Origin of the sequence: Flavobacterium sp. 3HN19-14, from assembly GCF_051373205.1 — a bacterium.
GTDB lineage: Bacteria > Bacteroidota > Bacteroidia > Flavobacteriales > Flavobacteriaceae > Flavobacterium.
In genome coordinates this window covers 3,332,818-3,352,800 of the sequence record NZ_JBPPZT010000001.1, presented here as the reverse complement: position 1 = coordinate 3,352,800, position 19,983 = coordinate 3,332,818, and the positions used below count along the sequence as shown (strand labels likewise).

General features: G+C 41.9%; 16 protein-coding genes and 4 pseudogenes. 12 read left to right on the top strand and 8 right to left on the bottom strand.

The window, feature by feature from the left end; genetic code table 11:
• Positions 1-4: 4 nt before the first annotated feature.
• From ACSLFW_RS18105 to ACSLFW_RS18050, 12 genes and pseudogenes are all read left to right on the top strand, one after another.
• Complete coding sequence (locus tag ACSLFW_RS18105; protein WP_436556906.1) at positions 5-532, top strand: RagB/SusD family nutrient uptake outer membrane protein; 528 nt, start codon at positions 5-7, stop codon at positions 530-532.
• On the top strand, positions 480-701 hold the full coding sequence (locus ACSLFW_RS18100; RefSeq protein WP_436556905.1) for a RagB/SusD family nutrient uptake outer membrane protein: 222 nt from the start codon (positions 480-482) through the stop codon (positions 699-701). The genes ACSLFW_RS18105 and ACSLFW_RS18100 overlap by 53 nt, the downstream gene beginning before the upstream one ends.
• Entirely contained in the window at positions 685-1,425 is a 741-nt protein-coding gene (locus ACSLFW_RS18095; RefSeq protein ID WP_436556904.1) for a RagB/SusD family nutrient uptake outer membrane protein, read from the top strand. Before ACSLFW_RS18100 ends, ACSLFW_RS18095 begins: the two co-directional genes overlap by 17 nt.
• 75 nt (positions 1,426-1,500) lie before the next feature.
• Positions 1,501-2,873, top strand: a pseudogene (locus tag ACSLFW_RS18090) (glucoamylase family protein).
• A gap of 9 nt (positions 2,874-2,882) precedes the next feature.
• Positions 2,883-4,288, top strand: a pseudogene (locus tag ACSLFW_RS18085) (glucoamylase family protein).
• Between the two features lie 29 nt (positions 4,289-4,317).
• Positions 4,318-5,577, top strand: coding sequence for a glycoside hydrolase family 3 protein (locus ACSLFW_RS18080; RefSeq protein ID WP_436556903.1), 1,260 nt, complete (start codon positions 4,318-4,320; stop codon positions 5,575-5,577).
• On the top strand, positions 5,558-6,424 hold the full coding sequence (locus ACSLFW_RS18075; RefSeq protein ID WP_436556902.1) for a glycoside hydrolase family 3 C-terminal domain-containing protein: 867 nt from the start codon (positions 5,558-5,560) through the stop codon (positions 6,422-6,424). Before ACSLFW_RS18080 ends, ACSLFW_RS18075 begins: the two co-directional genes overlap by 20 nt.
• A 37-nt stretch (positions 6,425-6,461) precedes the next feature.
• Positions 6,462-6,560: a hypothetical protein gene (locus ACSLFW_RS18070; RefSeq protein ID WP_436556901.1), complete on the top strand. Its 99-nt coding sequence runs from the start codon at positions 6,462-6,464 to the stop codon at positions 6,558-6,560.
• 104 nt (positions 6,561-6,664) lie between these two features.
• A pseudogene (locus tag ACSLFW_RS18065) lies at positions 6,665-8,763 on the top strand (glycoside hydrolase family 97 protein).
• 94 nt (positions 8,764-8,857) lie between these two features.
• The gene (locus tag ACSLFW_RS18060; RefSeq protein ID WP_436556900.1) at positions 8,858-10,621 is read left to right on the top strand and encodes a family 43 glycosylhydrolase; all 1,764 of its coding nucleotides are present in this window, start codon (positions 8,858-8,860) and stop codon (positions 10,619-10,621) included.
• Between the two features lie 226 nt (positions 10,622-10,847).
• Positions 10,848-12,285: pseudogene (locus tag ACSLFW_RS18055) on the top strand (MFS transporter).
• Positions 12,286-12,372: 87 nt separating this feature from the next.
• Positions 12,373-13,746: a M20/M25/M40 family metallo-hydrolase gene (locus tag ACSLFW_RS18050; RefSeq protein ID WP_436556899.1), complete on the top strand. Its 1,374-nt coding sequence runs from the start codon at positions 12,373-12,375 to the stop codon at positions 13,744-13,746.
• 181 nt (positions 13,747-13,927) lie between these two features.
• Here the strand turns inward: ACSLFW_RS18050 and ACSLFW_RS18045 are convergent, their stop codons facing one another.
• From ACSLFW_RS18045 to ACSLFW_RS18010, 8 genes are all read right to left on the bottom strand, one after another.
• On the bottom strand, positions 13,928-15,115 hold the full coding sequence (locus tag ACSLFW_RS18045) for a T9SS type A sorting domain-containing protein (protein WP_436556898.1): 1,188 nt from the start codon (positions 15,113-15,115) through the stop codon (positions 13,928-13,930).
• A 66-nt stretch (positions 15,116-15,181) separates the two neighbouring features.
• Positions 15,182-15,487: a hypothetical protein gene (locus tag ACSLFW_RS18040; protein WP_436556897.1), complete on the bottom strand. Its 306-nt coding sequence runs from the start codon at positions 15,485-15,487 to the stop codon at positions 15,182-15,184.
• Positions 15,426-16,133, bottom strand: coding sequence for a choice-of-anchor J domain-containing protein (locus ACSLFW_RS18035; RefSeq protein ID WP_436556896.1), 708 nt, complete (start codon positions 16,131-16,133; stop codon positions 15,426-15,428). The genes ACSLFW_RS18040 and ACSLFW_RS18035 overlap by 62 nt, the downstream gene beginning before the upstream one ends.
• A 72-nt stretch (positions 16,134-16,205) precedes the next feature.
• Positions 16,206-16,880 (bottom strand): choice-of-anchor J domain-containing protein, encoded by a 675-nt coding sequence (locus ACSLFW_RS18030; RefSeq protein ID WP_436557488.1) that lies wholly within the window; start codon positions 16,878-16,880, stop codon positions 16,206-16,208.
• Between the two features lie 112 nt (positions 16,881-16,992).
• Positions 16,993-17,571, bottom strand: coding sequence for a hypothetical protein (locus tag ACSLFW_RS18025; protein WP_436556895.1), 579 nt, complete (start codon positions 17,569-17,571; stop codon positions 16,993-16,995).
• Between the two features lie 264 nt (positions 17,572-17,835).
• Positions 17,836-19,185, bottom strand: coding sequence for a cell envelope integrity protein CreD (creD, locus tag ACSLFW_RS18020; RefSeq protein ID WP_436556894.1), 1,350 nt, complete (start codon positions 19,183-19,185; stop codon positions 17,836-17,838).
• 34 nt (positions 19,186-19,219) lie between these two features.
• On the bottom strand, positions 19,220-19,618 hold the full coding sequence (locus ACSLFW_RS18015) for a hypothetical protein (RefSeq protein ID WP_436556893.1): 399 nt from the start codon (positions 19,616-19,618) through the stop codon (positions 19,220-19,222).
• A 69-nt stretch (positions 19,619-19,687) separates the two neighbouring features.
• Positions 19,688-19,981, bottom strand: coding sequence for a winged helix-turn-helix domain-containing protein (locus ACSLFW_RS18010; protein WP_436556892.1), 294 nt, complete (start codon positions 19,979-19,981; stop codon positions 19,688-19,690).
• Positions 19,982-19,983 lie beyond the last annotated feature (2 nt).

The window sequence follows — 19,983 nt, the reverse complement described above, 5'->3', positions numbered from 1 at the left end:
AAATATGAAAAAGATTTTATTTATTTTCGCCTCGGTGATGGTACTGGGATCATGTAATGATGATTATCTGGATACCAGCCGCGAAGATGCCATCCCTGCGGAGGCATTCTTCAAAACTTCAGACGATGCAGTGGCTTCGGTCAACGCGATTTATGCTAATTTAAGGTCATGGAGACTTGATGCTTTCGCTCCGCTGATTCTTTCGATTTCAAGTGACGATGCAGAAAAAGGAAGTTCTACCGGTGATGCTTCATTCTTTTCAGACATCAATAATTTCACTTACACGCCTTCTGCTTTCATCATTAATGATTACTGGCAAGGACAATTCTTCGGAGTAAACCTTACAAACCAGTCAATCACTAATATTCCCGGGATTACGATGGATGAAGCGCTTAAGACAAGATTAATTGCTGAAGCGAGATTTTTAAGGGCGCAGCACTATTTCAATCTTGTAAGAACTTTCGGTGGTGTGCCAATTTTTGACGGACTTCCGGCAGATAAAAACTACAACATCCCAAAGAAATTCTGTTGAAGAGGTTTATGCGTTTATCATCGCTGATTTGCAATTCGCAGGTGAAAATCTTCCGGCTTCTTACGGTGCTACAGACGTTGGTCGTGCTACCAAAGGTGCTGCAAAAGGATTCCTTGCAAAAGTGTATATGTACCAGAAAACTGGGCCAGGCTTTGGCTTTGACTTCTGAAGTAATGGGAATGGGTTACAACTTATTGCCTGATTACAACAGTGTTTTCAGAATCAACAACGAAAACAGCGTGGAGTCAATTTTCGAAATCCAGGCTACTTATGTTGCCGGAAACTGCGATTTGTCAAACTCGCAATATTCTCAGGTTCAAGGTGTAAGAGGCCAATTCGGATGGGGATTCAATGTTCCTTCACAAAATTTAGCTGATTCATACGAAGCTGGCGATGTTCGTCGTGATGCAACCATCATTTTCCGCGGAGAAACAACTCCGGAAGGTGATTATATCCAACCAGTCGGCGACAACCCGATGTACAATCAAAAATCATATGTTCCGTCTGGACAGATTGGTTCTTGTTCTGAAGGTTCTGAGCAAAATATCAGAGTTATGCGTTTTGCAGAAATTCTATTAATCAACGCTGAAGCTGCTAATGAAACAGGCGATACCGCTCAGGCATTAGCTTCTTTAAACAGAGTTAGAAACAGAGCTGGTTTGGCTAATTTCGTTTCTTCAGATCAAAATGCAATCCGCACCGCAATCTGGAAAGAAAGAAGATCAGAAATGGCTATGGAATATGACCGCTTCTGGGATGTAATCCGTCAGGGACGCGGGGTTGAAGTATTCGGCCCAATGGGCTTCACTGCAGGTAAAAACGAAGTTTTCCCGATTCCACAGGAGTCAATCACATTGAGTAACGGTGTTTTGATGCAAAACCCGAATTATTGATTTTTTTAGTTACCGGGCCTTATCTTGTCTTTTGATAGGATAAGGCCGTTTTATTTATTTTTAAGCATACAATTAATGAACAATTCTTTCTTCATATTATTCCTTTTATTTATAGGATGCAGCTCTGCTGACAAAAGCACATCTGAAGGTACGCCGGTAACTCCGGTCACGCCTGTAACGCCGCTTTCTGATGCAGACTTATTAGATTTGGTGGAAAGACAAACGTTCAAATATTTCTGGGATTATGCCGAAACCAACTCGGGAATGGCACTCGAGCGTTATCACGTGGAAGATCCTTCAAACGATGAACACATCATTACCACCGGAGGTTCCGGATTCGGATTGATGTCACTGGTTGCCGGAATTTCACGTGGTTATATTTCGAGAGGTGAAGGTGTAGAAAGGTTGAATAAAATTGCCAATTTCCTGGCTTCTGCCGACAGATTTCACGGTGCTTGGTCGCATTGGATTAATGGTTCATCAGGTCACGTAATTCCGTTCGGAACAAAAGACAATGGTGGCGATTTAGTAGAAACTTCCTTTTTAACGGTGGGAATGATTACCGTTCGGGAGTTTTTCAAAAACGGATCCGCAGAAGAACAAGCATTGGCGCAAAAATACGACGAACTCTGGAAGGGCGTCGATTGGGACTGGTACAGAAACGGTCAAAATGTACTTTACTGGCACTGGTCGCCAAATTATGCATGGGAAATGAATTTTCCGTTGCAAGGTTACAACGAATGCATGATTACTTATGTGATGGCAGCTTCTTCACCGACACACCCAATTGTGAATGCGGATGCATACCATCAGGGATGGGCGAGAAGTGGCGGAATCGCTTCGGGAAATACGCAATACGGATTTCCCTTAATTTTAAAACACAATGGCGCGGAGCAATTCGGTGAGCCTTTATTCTGGTCGCACTATTCTTACCTCGGATTGAATCCGAAGCAGCTTTCCGACCAATATGCCAATTATTGGGACGTAAATTACAACCAAAATAAAATTGATTACCAATATTGCGTTACCAATCCGCAAGGTTTTGCAGGTTATGGCGCCAATTATTGGGGATTGACCGCTTCCTACTCCAGAAATACAGACGGTTCAGTAGGTTATGACGCACACATGCCAAGCAACGACAAAGGCGTGATTTCGCCAACGGCAGCAGTGAGCTCTGTGGTCTACTTGCCAACAGAATCATTGGCGGTAATGCACAATTTATATGAAAATTACAATGCACAAACGTGGGGCTGGCCGGTTTTTACGATGCGCACAGCAAACAATACAACTGGTCAACCAAGAGATATCTGGCTATTGACCAAGGACGACAAGTGGTGATGATAGAAAATTACCGCAGCGAATTACTCTGGAACTTATTCATGAATGCTCCGGAAGTGCAACAAGGATTATTAAGTCTGGGCTTCCATTCAGGGAAATACGGATTTTAAATGACGAATATGAAAAATTTTTTATTTACATATTTGATTATTACAACATTCGCAGGCTGCAAAACCGATAAAAAGGAAATTGCAACCACTGCCAAACCAAAAACTGAAATTAAACTTACAGACGAACAATTGATAGATACGGTAGAAAAACAAACCTTCAAATATTTCTGGGATTTTGCCGAACCCAACTCCGGAATGGCGCGCGAGCGTTTCTTCCCCGATGGAAAATATCCCGAAAATGATGCCCATATCGTGGCCGTTGGCGGCTCAGGCTTCGGGTTGATGTCTATTATTGCTGCTGTAAATCAAAAATATATTACAAAAGAGGAAGCCGTAAAAAAATTAGACAAAATCGCTGATTTTCTGGCAAAAGCAGACCGTTTTCATGGCTCGTGGCCCATTGGCTCGATGGCCGAACAGGAAAAGTTATCCCTTTCGGGGAAAAAGACAACGGCGGCGATATCGTCGAAACATCTTTTTTATGCCAGGGAATTATCTGCGTGAGGGAATTTCTAAAAGACGGTAGCGAATCTGAAAGAAGCCTGGCGGCAAAATACGACGCACTCTGGAAAGGCGTCGATTACAAATGGTACACTAACAACGAACAAAAATTATACTGGCATTGGTCGCCTGATTATGCCTGGCAGATGAATTTTCCACTTGAAGGTTACAACGAATGCCTGATTGCTTATGTATTGGCAAGCGCTTCTCCTGACCACAGTACCAACCCGTCGGTTTATGACAATTGCTGGGCAAGGAAAGGAAAAATCGTTTCGAAAAAGAAGAAATACAATTTACCATTAATACTGAAACACAATGACGCAGCTGAATATGGTAGTCCATTATTTTGGACACATTATTCCTATCTCGGGCTCGACCCGCACAAATTGTCTGATAAATATGCCAATTACTGGGATTTGAATTACAATCAGGTAAAAATTGATTATTTGTATTGTGTCGAAAATCCGAAGAAATTCAAATGCTACGGACAGGATTATTGGGGATTGACTGCTTCTTATTCCATCAATGAAGAAGGGACAATCGGATACGATTCAAAAGCAAGAATCGGTTACAACGCACACATGCCAAGTAACGATGTCGGAGTAATTTCTCCAACTGCAGCCATAAGTTCAATCGTTTATACACCGACAGAATCACTGGCAGCAATGCATAATTTTTACGAAAATTACAATACCGAAATGTGGGGCGTCGCCGGATTTTATGACGCACACAGTTGTGACCATAAAGCCTCCGCCAAACAATATCTGGCAATTGACCAGGTGCCGATGGTTGTCATGTTAGAAAATTACCGTTCCGGATTGCCCTGGAAGTTGTTCATGAACGCACCCGAAGTCAAAAATGGTCTGCTGAAACTCGGATTTGAATCCGGAAAATACGATTTGAAAGCAAAATAAGAACCAAATAAATCACAATAAACATACGCATGAAGAATAAAATTTTAATACTACTCGCCCTCACAGCATTTTCAGGTTACGCCCAGAAAAAAGCAAAAACCGTTGCAATAAAACCTAAAGCAGAATTTGTAGCCGACTTAATGGCGAAAATGACTGTCGATGAAAAAATCTACCAACTGGTGCAATTCTCTTCCGACGGAACAGTTACGGGTCCGAAGCAAGGCGATAATTACATCACAAGAATCCAACAGGGAAAAGTAGGGTCTGTGTTAAATGCGACAGGCGCGGCCAATACCAGAATGATCCAGAAAATCAATCTCGACAATTCCAGATTGAAAATCCCATTGCTTTTCGGTCATGACGTTATCCACGGTTACAAAACAATATTTCCAATCAATCTCGGAATGGCATCATCTTTTGACCCTTCTGCAGTTGAATTGGCGGCAAGAGTTGCTGCTACAGAAGCTTCTTCTTCAGGTGTTCACTGGACATTCGCACCAATGGTTGACATTGCCCGTGACCCAAGATGGGGACGCGTTTCCGAAGGTTCCGGAGAAGATGTTTTCTTAGGCGCGAAAATGGCAGTTGCCAATGTGAAAGGTTTTCAGGGTGATGATCTGTCTAAAAACAATACTATTCTTGCGTGTGCCAAGCACTTCGCCGCTTACGGAGCAGCTGAAGCCGGACGCGATTATAATACTACAGATATGTCAGAACGCGTTTTGCGCGATACCTATTTACCACCTTTCAAAGCTGCTGTTGATGCAGGCGTGAAAACTTTTATGGCTTCTTTTAACGAAATTTCCGGAGTTCCTTCAACGGCAAACAGGCATTTGATGCGCGATATCCTGAAAGGAGAATGGAAATGGAACGGAATGATTGTTTCCGATTACACAGGCGTTAATGAAATGATTGCGCACGGTTTTGCCAAAGACGATAAAGATGCTGCACAATTGGCATTAAACGCAGGTTTAGATATGGACATGGTTGGCGGTACTTTCATGAGTACACTGAAACAATCTTACGATGAAGGTAAAGTGTCAATCGATGTAATCAACGACGCCTGCAAAAGAGTTCTTGACGTAAAATATGATTTGGGATTATTCGAAGATCCATACCGTTACTGCGATGAAAAACGCGAAAAGGAAACTATTTACAGACCTGATTTCTTAGAAGCTTCATTAGACGTTGCGAGAAAATCGTTGGTTTTACTGAAAAACAACAACTCAGTTTTGCCTTTGAAAAAGGAACAGAAAATCGCCTTCGTTCGTGCCGCTGGTGAGCGATGAATTCAACATTATCGGTTCATGGGCAGCATTGGGCGACCGCGACGGCTTTGCGACAAGCGTAAAAGAAGGCGTCGCAAAATTCTTAGGCAACACCACAAACGTAACTTTTGACAACGGCGTAGAACTGCAAGGCAATAAACGCGACATGATGCAACAAGCCATCAACAACGCTAAAAAAGCCGACGTGATAGTTGCCGTGATGGGCGAAAGGGAAAACCAGAGTGGTGAAGCCGGTTCGCAAACCAACATCGATTTGCCGGGCATACAGAAGGAATTTCTGGCAGAATTGAAAAAACTCGGTAAACCAATCGTTTTGGTTTTGATGAACGGAAGACCATTGACACTTTCGTGGGAAGCTGAAAATATGGACGCGATTTTAGAAACATGGTGGTCAGGAACACGTGGCGGCGATGCGATTGCGCAAACGCTTTTCGGACAGAATAACCCCAATGGGAAATTGCCGATTTCTTTCCCGAGAAGTGTTGGTCAGATCCCGATTTATTACAACCACAAAAATACTGGCCGCCCGTATTTAGGCCTTTCTGATCCTGAGCAGAAATACAAATCGAGATATACAGATTCTGATAATAGTCCGCTTTATCCATTCGGATTCGGATTGAGTTATACAACTTTTGCCTATTCGAACCTGAAAATCTCAACATCAAAAATCAATTTTGAAGGCAAATTAAGGGTTTCCGTTGATGTAGCAAATACAGGAAATTACGATGGCGCTGAAGTGGTGCAATTGTATGTAAAAGATTTGGTTGGTTCCGTAACCCGTCCTGTGAAGGAACTAAAAGGTTTTGAAAAAATTATGCTGAAAAAAGGAGAAATGAAGACCAGTTAGTTTCGACATTTCTTCAGAAGATTTGAAATTCTACAATATGCAGGGAAAAAGCATGGCAGAAGCCGGCGATTTCGAAGTTTTTGTTGGCGGAAGTTCAGATACCGAATTAAAAGAAAAATTTGAGTTAGTTAAATAATTGAGTTTCATGTTTTTGTTTGAGAACCCTTTGGCGCACAGGCCAAGGGGTTTTTTAGAAAATGACGGCTTAATTCTTTACATTTATCAATCAATATACTTATCATGAAATCAGTTTTTTCCATTTGCCTTGTCATTTTTGCAGCAATTGTAAATGCGCAAAGTGTCCAATCGCCGTCAAAAAATATTACACTCGAATTTAAATTAATAGGTGGAAAACCTGTTTATATGGTGACTTACAAGAATAAGCCCGTTATTTTGGAAAGTTTAATGGGCGTAAAATTAAAGGAGACGAGTGATCTGGCTTCTGATTTTACAATTGCTGATATCAAAAATTCGACTTTCAATGAAACCTGGCAGCCGGTTTTAGGAGAGCAATCGAATATTGTGAACCATTACAACGAAATGAATGTTTCATTGTCGCAAACAAAAACGTCGCGAAAACTCAATATTACTTTCCGCATATTTGACGAAGGAATCGCTTTTCGCTATGATTTTCCGCAACAAAAAGACCTGAATTATTTTATTATTTCCGATGAAGTGACGCAATTCAATTTAACCGGCGACCACAAAGTTTTTTGGATTCCGGGCGATTACGACAGCCAGGAATATGTATTTAATGAAAGCAAACTTTCAGAAATTGACAATGACAAACTCAACCTGAACAACGGTATCGCATTAAAGACAATTGGTGGAAGATATGTCGTTCAATCGCCATTGATGATGAAATCTGCCGATAAATTATACCTGAATATTTTCGAGGCAGCTGTCGTCAATTATCCGGTAATGCATGTGAATATTGATGTGAAGACGTTCAGAACTTCCGCACAATTGGTTCCGAATGCTATCGGCGATAAAGCCTATCTGCAGACGCCGTGCGTTTCTCCCTGGCGAACGGTTATGGTTTCTGACGATGCGCGCGACATTGTAAAGTCAAAAATGATTTTAAATCTCAACGAACCTTCCAAAATCGATAATACTTCCTGGATCAAACCGATGAAATATGTCGGCATCTGGTGGGAAATGCACGTCGGAAAATCAACCTGGGATTTCGCTGGTTCGCAAAACGCACAGAATGCCGCCAGTAAGGAACTAATCCCGACCGGGAAACATGGCGCGACAACAGAAAATACCAAAAAATATATCGACTTCGCCGCTAAAAATGGTTTCGACGGCGTTCTGGTAGAAGGCTGGAATGTTGGCTGGGAAGACTGGTTTGGCAACTGGAAAGAAGAAGTTTTTGATTTCGTCACGCCTTATCCGGATTTCGATATTGCTGCTATCAGCGCTTACGCGAAATCAAAAGGCGTAAAGATGATCATGCACCACGAGACTTCAGGTTCGGTCGCTAATTACGAAAGGCACATGCGACCCGCGCTTTTGAAAATATGGTCAAATACGGCTATCCTGCGGTAAAATCAGGATATGTGGGCAGGATTATTCCGCGAGGCGAATTTCACGACGGGCAAACAATGGTCAACCATTTCAACTATGCCGCACGCCGCGCCGCAGATTATAAGCTGATGATCAATTCGCATGAGTCATCGCGACCGACGGGCTATTCACGCACTTATCCGAATTATATCGCTGCTGAAGCCGCGCGTGGCAATGAATTCAACGCCTGGAGCACCGGAAATCCGCCGATGCACGAGACGATTCTTCCTTTTACAAGATTATTGGGTAGCCCAATGGATTATACGCCGGGCATTTTTGAAATCAAAATGAATGTTTACGACCCTTCGAAAACACAACAGGTACATACAACTTTAACAAAGCAACTGGCGCTTTATGTCACGATGTATTCTCCGTTACAAATGGCTGCTGATTTGCCTGAGAATTACGAAAAATATCCTGATGCTTTTCAATTTATAAAAGATGTTGCGTTAGACTGGCAGGAATCGAAATACCTCGAGGCTGAGCCGGGGGATTATTTAACTGTCGTAAGAAAAGACAAACATTCAGAAAAATGGTTTTTAGGGGCAATCACTGATGAGAATGCGAGGAAATCAACAATTGCATTGGACTTTCTTCCAAAAGCGCAAAAATTCAAAGCCATTATCTATGAAGACGGAAAAGATGCCGATTGGGAGAAAAATCCGAAATCGTATAAAATCCGCACAGTTGAAGTCAATTCAAAATCAAAAATCAATCTGGTATTGGCGCCCGGCGGTGGTACTGCCATTAGCTTTGAACCGGTAAAATAACTAAAATCTGAACCATTAAGGAATTAAGTTTCATTAAGACAATACTTTAATTTTCTTAATCTCTTAATGGTTAAAAAAACTCATTGTAATACTTATGAAAATAAAGCACAGCATAATCTTAGCCTTTTACTTTTTGTTTTGTACGGAAACCAATGCGCAACAAAAAACCTACTGTAATCCCATCAACATCGATTATGGTTATTGCCCCATTCCGAATTTTGTCACACAGGGTAAACATCGTGCTACAGCCGATCCGGTGATTACATTTTTTAAAGGCGAATATTACCTGTTTTCGACCAATCAATGGGGTTATTGGCATAGTAAAGATATGTTGGACTGGAAATTCATTCCGCGAAAATTCCTGCGCCCGGAACATAAAGTTTACGATGAATTGTGCGCACCGTCGCTGTCTTTTGTGAATGATACGCTTGTTGTCGTTGGTTCAACGCAGGGAAAGGAATTCCCAATCTGGATGAGCACCAATCCGTCAAAAGACGACTGGAAAGAGCTCGTTCACAAATCGCAGGCAGGTGCATGGGATCCATACATTTTCTGGGATAAAGACACCGATGAGGTTTACGAATATTACGGTTCGAGCAATGTTTATCCTTTACACGGAGTGAAATTAAACAGAAAAACTTTTCAGCCGGAAGGCGAAGTTTATGATCTTTTCGGACTCAACGACGACGAGCACGGTTGGGAACGTTTCGGCGAAAACAACGACAATACTTTCCTGCAGCCGTTTATGGAAGGCGCGTTCATGACCAAACACAACAACAAATATTACCTGCAATACGGCGGTCCGGGAACGGAATTCAGTGGTTATGGCGATGGCGTATACACCAGCGATAAGCCACTTGGGCCTTTTGAATACCAATCTTTCAACCCGTTTTCGTATAAGCCGGGCGGATTTGCAAGAGGAGCGGGGCACGGCGGGACTTACGATGATGCTAATGGCGCTTATTGGCATGTTTCGACGATTGCGATTTGTACGAAAAATAATTTTGAAAGACGATTGGGCATCTGGCCTGCCGGTTTTGATGCTGATGGAATATTGTATTCTAACACCGCTTACGGCGACTATCCGACATTTTTGCCTTCGGAAAAGAAAGACCATCTGAAAGGCAGTTTTTCAGGATGGATGCTGTTGAATTACAACAAGCCTGTTCAGGTTTCTTCAACGCTTGGTGGATTCCAGCCGAATTATGCCGTAAATGAAGATATCAAAACCTATTGGTCGGCTAAAACCGGCAATAAGGGCGAATGGCTGATTTCTGATTTGGGCGAAAAAAGCACCATCAACGCCATTCAGGTGAATTTTGCCGACCAGGATGTGGAATTGATGGGAAAACCGGAAACGACGACCGGACATAAATACATCATCTATATTTCCGACGACAATAAAAACTGGAAAATCCTTGTGGATAAAAGCAAAAACACTAAAGATGTGCCGCACGATTACATCGAACTCGAAAAGCCAGCTTCGGGAAGGTATCTTAAAATCGAAAATATCCAGATGCCGACCGGAAAATTCGCCTTGTGCGGTTTCCGTGCTTTCGGAAAAGGAAATGGTCAGAAACCGGCAATGGTGCAGAATTTTGTTCCGTTAAGGGCAGAAGCCAGGAAGAAAGGCGAGAGAAGAAGTGTCTGGTTCAAATGGCAGCAGGAAGCTTCGGCCGATGGTTATGTCATTTACTTCGGGAAATCGCCTGATAAAATGTACGGAGCGATTATGGTTTATGGCAAAAACGAATATTATTTCAACGGTGCTGACCGCTCGGAAGCTTATTATTTTCAAATCGAAGCATTCAACAACAACGGAATCGGAAGGCGCACCGAAGTGAAATTAGCACCATAATCAATAATTCCACCTTACGCAAACGATGTAATTATCATAAATTATCGTTTAAGAAATCGATTTCGTTAATAACTTAATTGGTGGTCTATTGTAGGATACATTTATATAAATGATATTTATAAAATATTCAGGATTATTTTTAACGAATTCACAGGTTTTTTTATTAAAATCTACGAATTAATAATCTGAAAATGCAAATCATTAATAACTTTAACCAAAACCAAAAATGAGTTCAGAAAATTCACAAACCAAATGGGGACAATTTATTCCTTTGGTCACCGTATTTTTTTTTCTGGGGATTTGTCGCTGCGAGTAATGACATCTTAATCCCTGTTTTTAAGAAAGCCTTCGACTTAAGTCAGGGGCAAAGCCAACTGGTATCTGTAGCATTTTATGTTGCTTATACAGTCGGGTCGTTGCTGTATATGCTGATTTCATACCTTACAAAAGGCGATATCATTAACAGAATCGGCTATAAAAACGGCCTTGCATTAGGTCTTACAATTTCTGCGCTCGGGACGCTTTTATTTTATCCTGCAGCAAATAATGGCTCTTTCACCTTAATGCTTTCCGGATTATTTATCGTTGGTTTGGGATTTTCATTACAACAAACTGTTGCAAACCCGCTGGCCATTGCGCTTGGTCCGATTACAACCGGCTCAACGCGCCTGACATTGGCTGGTGGTATCAATAACTTTGGTACTACAATTCGTCCGCTGATTGTGAGTTTCGCCATTTTCGGATCGCCTTCAGCCGGTAATACGGATGTAAGCATTGAAAGCGTAAAAATACCTTACCTGATTTTGGGTGGTGCTTTCATTCTTGTTGCCATACTTTTAAAATTGTCATCGCTCCCGAATAAAGTGATTACTGATGTCGTGGTTGAAGATATTACGATGGCGAAGCCGAAATCAGCATTGCACTATCCGCAATTGGTTTTGGGTATGATTGCGATTTTCATTTACGTTGGTGTTGAGGTTTCTACTGCGAGTAACCTTCCGGCGTATCTTGAAAAGAACCTCGCGTTTGATACTAAAGATGTAGCGCCATATATTTCGCTTTACTGGGCGAGTTTGATGATCGGTCGTTGGACAGGTGCTGTGGGCGCATTCACGGATAACCTGAAAACACAGAGAATATTTAAATTCATTGCGCCATATTTGGCTTTTGGTATATTTTTGGGTGTAAACGCACTGGCCGAACACGATTTGGCACCGTTTTATGTTTACGCGTTGATTATCCTTGTTCTGATTTTTGCTGATATTTTAAGCAAAGGAAATCCGGCAAGAATGCTGTTGTTATTTTCATTTTTAGGAATTATTGCCTTATTGATTGGTATGGGAACAGAGGGTATGGTCAGCGTTTATGCATTTACAAGCGTCGGATTATTCTGCAGTACTTTGTGGCCTTGTATTTTTACATTAGCCATCAGTGGTTTAGGACGCAGCACAAATCAGGGTAGTAACTTCCTTATCATGATGATTATGGGTGGCGGTATCGTAAGCTGGATTCAGGGATTCGTTGCCGACCAGACCACGATACACTTTAGTTACATCGTTGGTGTTGTTTGTTTTGCTTACCTTGCTTTTTATGCATGGAAAGTGAGCAGTATCCTGAAAAGTCAGGGAATTGATTTTGACAAACCGGTTTCTGGCGGACATTAATCCAATCTCAAAAAATTATATCAAACCCTTTTAGTAGTACTGAAAGGGTTTTTTTATAACTTTAATTCAAAATTTATTTCTCAAACTATGAAGAAAATCACAACATTATTACTGCTGAATTCCTGTTTGATCTTTGCCCAAAGTTCGGACGAATTGCAACTCAAAGAAATATACAAGCAAGCATTGACCAACTCCAAATGCTATTCCTGGCTTGATTATCTTTCAAATAAAATAGGGCAGCGGCTTTCAGGTTCAGACAATGCCGGAAAAGCTGTTTTATATACAAAATCTGAACTCGAAACACTGGGTCTTGACCGCGTTTACCTTCAGGAAGTCATGGTGCCGAAATGGGTACGTGGTGAAAAAGAAACCGCCTACATCCAAAACGGAAAAAACAAAACCAATATCCCTGTCTGCGCGCTTGGCGGCTCTGTTGCTACGCCCAAGAATGGCATTTTGGCGGAAGTTATCGAAGTGCACAGCCTCAAAGAACTCGAAACCCTTGGCACGGAAAAGATCAAAGGAAAAATCGTATTCTTTAACCGCCCGATGGAAGCCGGTTTACTCAATACGTTCGAAGCTTATGGCGGTGCTGTTGACCAACGCGGGGCAGGAGCAAGGGAAGCTTCGAAATACGGTGCTGTCGGTGCAATTGTGCGTTCGATGAATCTTCGGTTAGATGATTATCCGCATACGGGCTGGATGGGTTATAAAGATATCCCGAAAACACAATACATTCCGGGAGCGGCGATTAGTACTAATGGCGCTGAACTTTTGAGTAAATCGTTAAAAGAAAACCCAAAACTGAAATTCTTCCTGAAGCAATCCTGCATGCAATATGACGATGTACTTTCGTATAATGTCGTTGGAGAGATCAAAGGCAGCGAACATCCTGAAAAGATTATTGTCGTTGGCGGGCACTTAGATTCATGGGATTTGGCCGACGGCTCACACGATGATGGTGCCGGAGTAGTGCAAAGCATGGAAGTGGTGCGAATGATTAAAAATATGGGCTACAAACCAAAAAATACAATCCGCGTCGTGTTGTTCATGAATGAAGAAAACGGCGGACGTGGCGGCGATAAATACAATGAACTCGCGCAAACCAATAACGAAAATCACATTTTTGCACTCGAAAGCGATTGCGGCGGGTTTACACCCAGAGGTTTCTCATTCGAATGTGACGACGCTAATTTGGCGAAAGCACAAACCTGGAAAGCACTTTTCGAGCCTTACATGACAGCCAGCTTCACAAAAGGGCATGGTGGTTCAGACATCGAACCACTACAATCCAAAAAAATCGTGAAAGCCGGACTAAAGCCTGATTCGCAGCGTTATTTCGATTATCATCACGCAGCGACTGATAAATTTGATGCTGTTGATAAGCGGGAATTGGAATTGGGTGCGGCTACAATGGCTTCATTGATTTACCTTTTTGATCAATATGGGATTGTCGAATAAGTCAGTAAGCAACTGAAAATAAATAGTAACGCTATACAGATGAAAATCCCTTTTGAAAATCAAAAGGGATTTTTCTTTGAAATCCAATTCTTAAAAACAGTTTACTGTTAAAGGAATTCAATAAAAAAAAACCTCCGGATTTACCGGAGGTTTGAATAAAAAACTAAATCTAAATCAATTATTATTCTTTAATAACCTTAATGCTTTTAGTTTGATTGTCAGCAGTTACTTTTACAACATAACTTCCTGCCGATAGGCCTGACATGTCTACTTTTGCAGTATTGGCGTTAACCGTATTTTCCAGCACTTTTTGTCCGAGCAGGTTATAAACCGCTACGTTAGAAATGCTTTGTGCATAGGTCAGGTTTAATACGTTCTTAACCGGGTTCGGATAATATCCGACGCCAGCTACAGTAGGGATGCTAGTCGATAAGCCAAAATCTACCATGATGTCATCTACATAAAGGTGATTTTGATCGGCAACTGAGTAGGCATTGAAACCGAAATAATAAACGCCTGTTTCCGGTACTTCAAATGTAATTGACTCTTCAGTCATCGAATCATTCTCGCCGTCAGGAATCTGAATAGTAGGATAATCAGCAATCTCTAATGACATGCTGCCTGGAGATGGTGCCATACCGCCCATTACTTTAAGGCTTTCATGGTAAAAATCGCTGTCATTTCCATAGCGATAGCTAATGGTATAACTGTTGCCGGCGATTAAATTAAGTCCTCTTGTAAAGAACCATACATCAGCAGCATTATCAGTATCATACCTGTAAGTTAAAGTGTTCGAATTAAAACCATCCCCAGGATTCTCATCAACATACCATTCGTTGCCTGATCCTACGTTGATTTGCGATCCACAGCCCGGCAAAGCAGGTGCAACAGCTGATTCAAAATCTTCTACATAAGGCAATCCGGTAGGTGTACATAATGTAGAGAAGCTGTATGGCCCGATCCACGCGCCAAAATCATTTCCAGGACAAACTGATCTTACCCAAACGTTAAATGCTGAAGAATCTGGAAGTCCTGATAACTCAACAGTAGGATTAGTGGCAGGGACTGTTGTAGTAATTCCGGACGGATCAGTTACCGAAGAAGCTGCATAACCCACCTGCCAAGAGGTTTCAGACCCTCCCGGTGACCACGAAACGATTGCGCTTGAAGTAGTATTATCAGATATAACAATATCTGTCACATCAGGGCATGTCGGAGCAACTTCCCATTTAACGTCATCAATGAACTGAGAATAGTAACTTCCGGGTACATTCATACGGAATCCGATATAATGGTCGGTGCCGGTATATGAAGTAAAGTCAACAGAATATTGTGTAGGTGTATCTGTAAGCTCAATTTCATCAATCATAGAGAATGTAGCAGTATTAGTGTTGCTGTCAAGCGTACCTAACTGAAGACTTCCTTCGCCTTTGGCCTAGAATTTTACGCGGTGCGTACCGGCTCCTACCGTTGAAAGGTTTGGCGAAACTAACATGATGTCATTGTCGGTCGTACTTGAATCGTCATTAAACAATTGAAGTGTATATGGCGCAGAATGTACTTGTTCCCAATCGATACTTCTTACTTGCGAATATTCCGAAACCGAAGGCCCTCTTTTAAAGGCTGTCCAACAACCAGGCGTGCTGTAAAGCGGATCATTGTCAAAATCTTCAAAGAAATCAGCTATTGCTACACAATCGGTTTTGAAAGCGAATCGCCCAATTCCAGGCACCGTTGTCATTACCGGCACAAGCTGAACGTACCCAAACTTTATAGTTGGTATCAGGTGTAAGTCCGCTCACTGTTTTTGTCAATTCGTTAGCTGTAACAAAAGGCAGCGAATTTGGGTCAGTAACAGAAGGTGCGCCTACAGCAACATTCCATGCTGTTTCAGATCCGTTGGAAACCCATGTGAAAGTCGCGCTGTCTGTAGTGACAGAAGCAACAGTAACCTCGGTGACGTCAGGACAGGTTGGAAGCACTTCCCAAATCAAATCATCAACATTGATAGTATTGTAAGTAAATGGAGAAACAAAACGCAATGCCACATATTTATCAGAACCGGTATACGAAGAGAAATCAACTGTATATTGTGTCCAGTTATCAGTTACCGTGACTTCTTCTATCATACTGAAAACAGCAGCATTAGTGTTACTGTCAAGTGTTCCGGCTTGTAAGCTTCCCTCACCTTTTGCATAAAATTTAAGGCGATGATTGCCTGTAGCCAATGAAGAAAGGTTCGGGGAAACCAAAATGATGTCGTTGTCAGTAGTGTTGCTGCTTGAATTGTATAATTCAACAGCATTTGGAGCAGAATATGGCTGGAAAGTTACAGTAGTAACATTTGCATACTCAGATAATGAAGTACCTCTGAGGATTTTTCCCAACAATCCGGCAATGCAGGTGAGGCAACGCTATCGAATGTCTCACTGAAATTGGCAATCGGAGAACAATCTGTTTTAAACGCAACCTGCTGCAATCCAGGCGCCGTTGTCGTTACCGGCACACACCGAACGTACCCATACATTATAATTAGTATTTTCATCCAGGCCGGTAATGGTTTTGGTAGTATCATTTGCAACTACAAATGGTATAGAAGAAGGATCGCTTACAGAAGCAGCGCCAACAGCGACATTCCATGAAGTTTCGCCATTGCCCACCCAGGTGAAAGTCGCACTGTTCACATCTGTAGCACTGACCATCACGTCAGTGACATCAGGGCAGGTCGGGTTCATTTCCCAAACAACATCGTCGATGTAAGCTGAATAATAAGTACCCGGTGCCGACCATCTGATGGCTACAACAGAATCTGTACCGGTGTAGCTTGAAAAATCAACTGTATATTGTGTTGCAGTACTGGTCAATGTAACTTCTTCCAGCATAGTAAAAGTACCTGCATTTGAGCTTTCATCCATCGTGCCTACCTGGAAGCTTCCTGCGCCTTTGGCCCAGAATTTCATGCGGTGTGTTCCTGCTGCCAATGATGAGAGATTCGGAGATGTAAGGATAATGTCATTATCAGTTGTATTGGCACTGTCATTATTAAATTGTACTGAGTTCGGTGCCGAGTGTACAGCGGTGAATGCTGTTGGTCTGATTGATGTATAAAAAGAAATGCTTGTTCCTCTGAGGATAGCGCCCCAGCAAACCGGAAGTTCATCTGCCGATGCATCAAAATTTTCAGCAAATGCCGCTACAGGAAGACAGGCAGTGTCAAAACTGTAGGCTGATGTCCACGGGCTAAATTCAGAACCGCAATCTGGCCCTTACATAAAGACTGTAAGATGTTGCAGGATCCAATGCTGAAGCTGTGTAGTTAGGGTTGCTGTTAACAGCGATTCCCGAAGTTTCTTGCGTAGGTGCCGGATCGGCTGCAGGCAAAAGCAATACTTCCCAGGCAGTTTCGCTTCCTCCCGGTTCCCATGCAAAATCTGCTGATGTAGTGGTAACTCCCGAAACCTGTCCGTTCAATGGAACTGGGCACGTAAGTACGATTTGCATTGTCGTAACGTGACATCCGGTCTGGCCAGCACACGTCTCATCGTCAGAATAGTGCAAATTTACTGCTGAAGCGCTGATGTCTTCAACTGTTAAAGGTGACGGGCCTGATGCAATCACTTCATTGTTCGCGTCAGTAACCGTAATGTAATTATCCACATCACCAAGTTTACAGGTGAAAATGTAATCTTCACCTACGAGAAGCCCGGTCAAAGTTGAATAATCATTATCAGTATAATTACAACCGGAAATTTGTTGTGCAAACCCCGAATTGTTACTGACAACGTCTTCAGTCGGATAGTGATACGTTCCGGATACATTGTGCATAGCTTCCCGAAAGGCAGGCAAACAGGAGCGCTAAGAGTAAGGTAATTTTTTTCATAAATATTAGTTTGTAGTTTTACAGGTTACTAATTTAAGATAGTATTTGTAATATTCTTCCAATATTTTAAAATCCGTCGCGATAATCACAAAAAAATGCGCAAGACTTCAATTTTATAACAATTTATATAGAGCCGGAAATATATTGCCCTAAAATCAAAAAACCGCCAACTTCCGCCAGCGGTTTTTCTGTTTAAAATTGTATGGAAATTAATTCTTCCAATCGATTTTCCGCGAGAAATACATCACAGAAGCCAGTATAAAAAATAAACCGACGCTTCCTACTAACAGCGCGTAATCTTCCAATTGAATAATCACATATATAAATGTATAAAGGACTGTAAGCGCCAATCCGATAAATGCCGGGAATTTCTTATTCTTCAGTATCGAAACCGAATACACCGAAATAAGCGTCACAACCGAACTGCCTGCGACGAGATACGCGAATGTAAAACTACTGTGTTCCGTTATCGAAATCAACAACGTATAAAACATCACCAACGCCAATCCGATCATGCAATACTGGAAAATATGGATGCTGATTTTACTAACCGATTGTATGAGGAAAAAAATAAGAAACGTCAACCCGATTACAAGAAACCCATATTTCGAAGCGCGCTGGTTTTGCTGGTATTCATCAACCGGCGTAATAAAATCGACGCCAAAGGAATACCTGCGCAAATCAGGTAATGTTTCAAAAGATTGCTGCGAAAAAGGCCTGTTGAGGTGTAAAACCTGCCATTGTGCTTCAAAGCCATTATCACTGACCTGCTTGTTCTTTTCATCCGGAATCCAATTCCCCATGAATGACGGCGAATGCCAGTTCGATGTCATTTTCGCTTCAGTAGTCTTGCCGATCGGGACGATCTTCACCTGGTGGCTGCCGTTATAATCGATGTCGAATTTAAAATCAAGTTTCCCCTTATCGCGCAGCGCCTGCACATCGACGGCGCGTGTTTCAAGCGTAGCGACGCTGTCGGCAGCATCATTTTGTACAGGCTCAAAATGATAAGTATTCACGCCAAGTACCATGTCGGGCTGGCTTTTGATACTTTTCATATCTGTGGTTTTGATGACGATGCTGGCTTTGTCCCATAAGATATTTTCTTCGGCAATGTTGTTGATGGCAAAATTCGGACGCGTATAACTGCCTTCAAAATTCATTTTTGCCTTAAAGACATTCGATTTGTAGATGCCCCGGTTCAAAGGCTTGACCATGGTAACTTTAGAATTGTTTTTTAATTTTTCCGGGAAGAAGTAAGCATATTCAACAGCTGCAGTAATCTGCTTCGTCACTTCTTTTGTTTTTTCGTTGACTGAAACGGTTTCGGTGAAGGTTTTATACGGAATTTTTAAAACCTGTCCGTAGAAATAAACGCTCTCGCCCCATTTATTGGCGGTTTCAGCAATGACTTCTTTTTGTCTGATGCTGCGTTCTTCAATCAGGTTGTTCACGAATTCAAGCGGTATCAGCAATACTAATGTAAGCATTCCGACCATAAACATTTTGGCTGTAGCCGATTGGAAGAAATTTTGTTGTTGGTTTTCAGGATTTTCCATTTTTTCAAATTTTAGTTAATGATGAGGTTAGATTTTACAAAATATTAAATGCCGACCAGATGTTTTCCAAAGGCTGTGACAGCATTTTTGAAAAATCCAGATCGTGAAAGCGATGCGCGTTGCGCCCTTTTTTAAAAGCTGTGTAAAAAGCACCGCAATGAGAAATCGCAGACAAAGTACCAACCAGCATGGTTATAACCGACAGGAAATTTCTCCTGCCATTTCCGAAAAGGAAATACTGCAAACATATTTCTCCCAAAAAACTGCCGTCGTAACCAGCCAACACGCGGACAGTATCATCTTTTTCAAACGAGAGATTGTTGCGCAGCAGGAAACAGCCAAGTCCAAACCCGAGGCTGTCTTCATGATAATCTAAAAACGCAAGCGCGTTGAGGGTATTTTGGTCGGGATTTTTTAAGGAGTGCGTGATCATAATATTGTTGTAAAAATGAATAAGTATATAAAAGTACTTTGAATTTCAAAGTTAAAAAATAAAAAAAAGTTATTTCCGGATTAGTTTTTCAAGCGCGTCAATGTGGTCGCTGAAAGCCTTTCGGCCTTCTTTGGTTGCGGCATAAGTCGTATTAGGTTTTTTTCCGATGAATTGCTTTTCAATCAGGATGTAATTTTCGCTTTCGAGCGCCTTGGCATGCGACGCAAGATTGCCGTCGGTCACGCCAAGAAGCTCTTTGAGCGTATTAAAATCGGCAGATTCATTGACCATCAGAATGGACATAATGCCAAGCCTGATGCGATGATCAAAAGCCTTATTAATATTTTGGATGATATTTTTCAAAA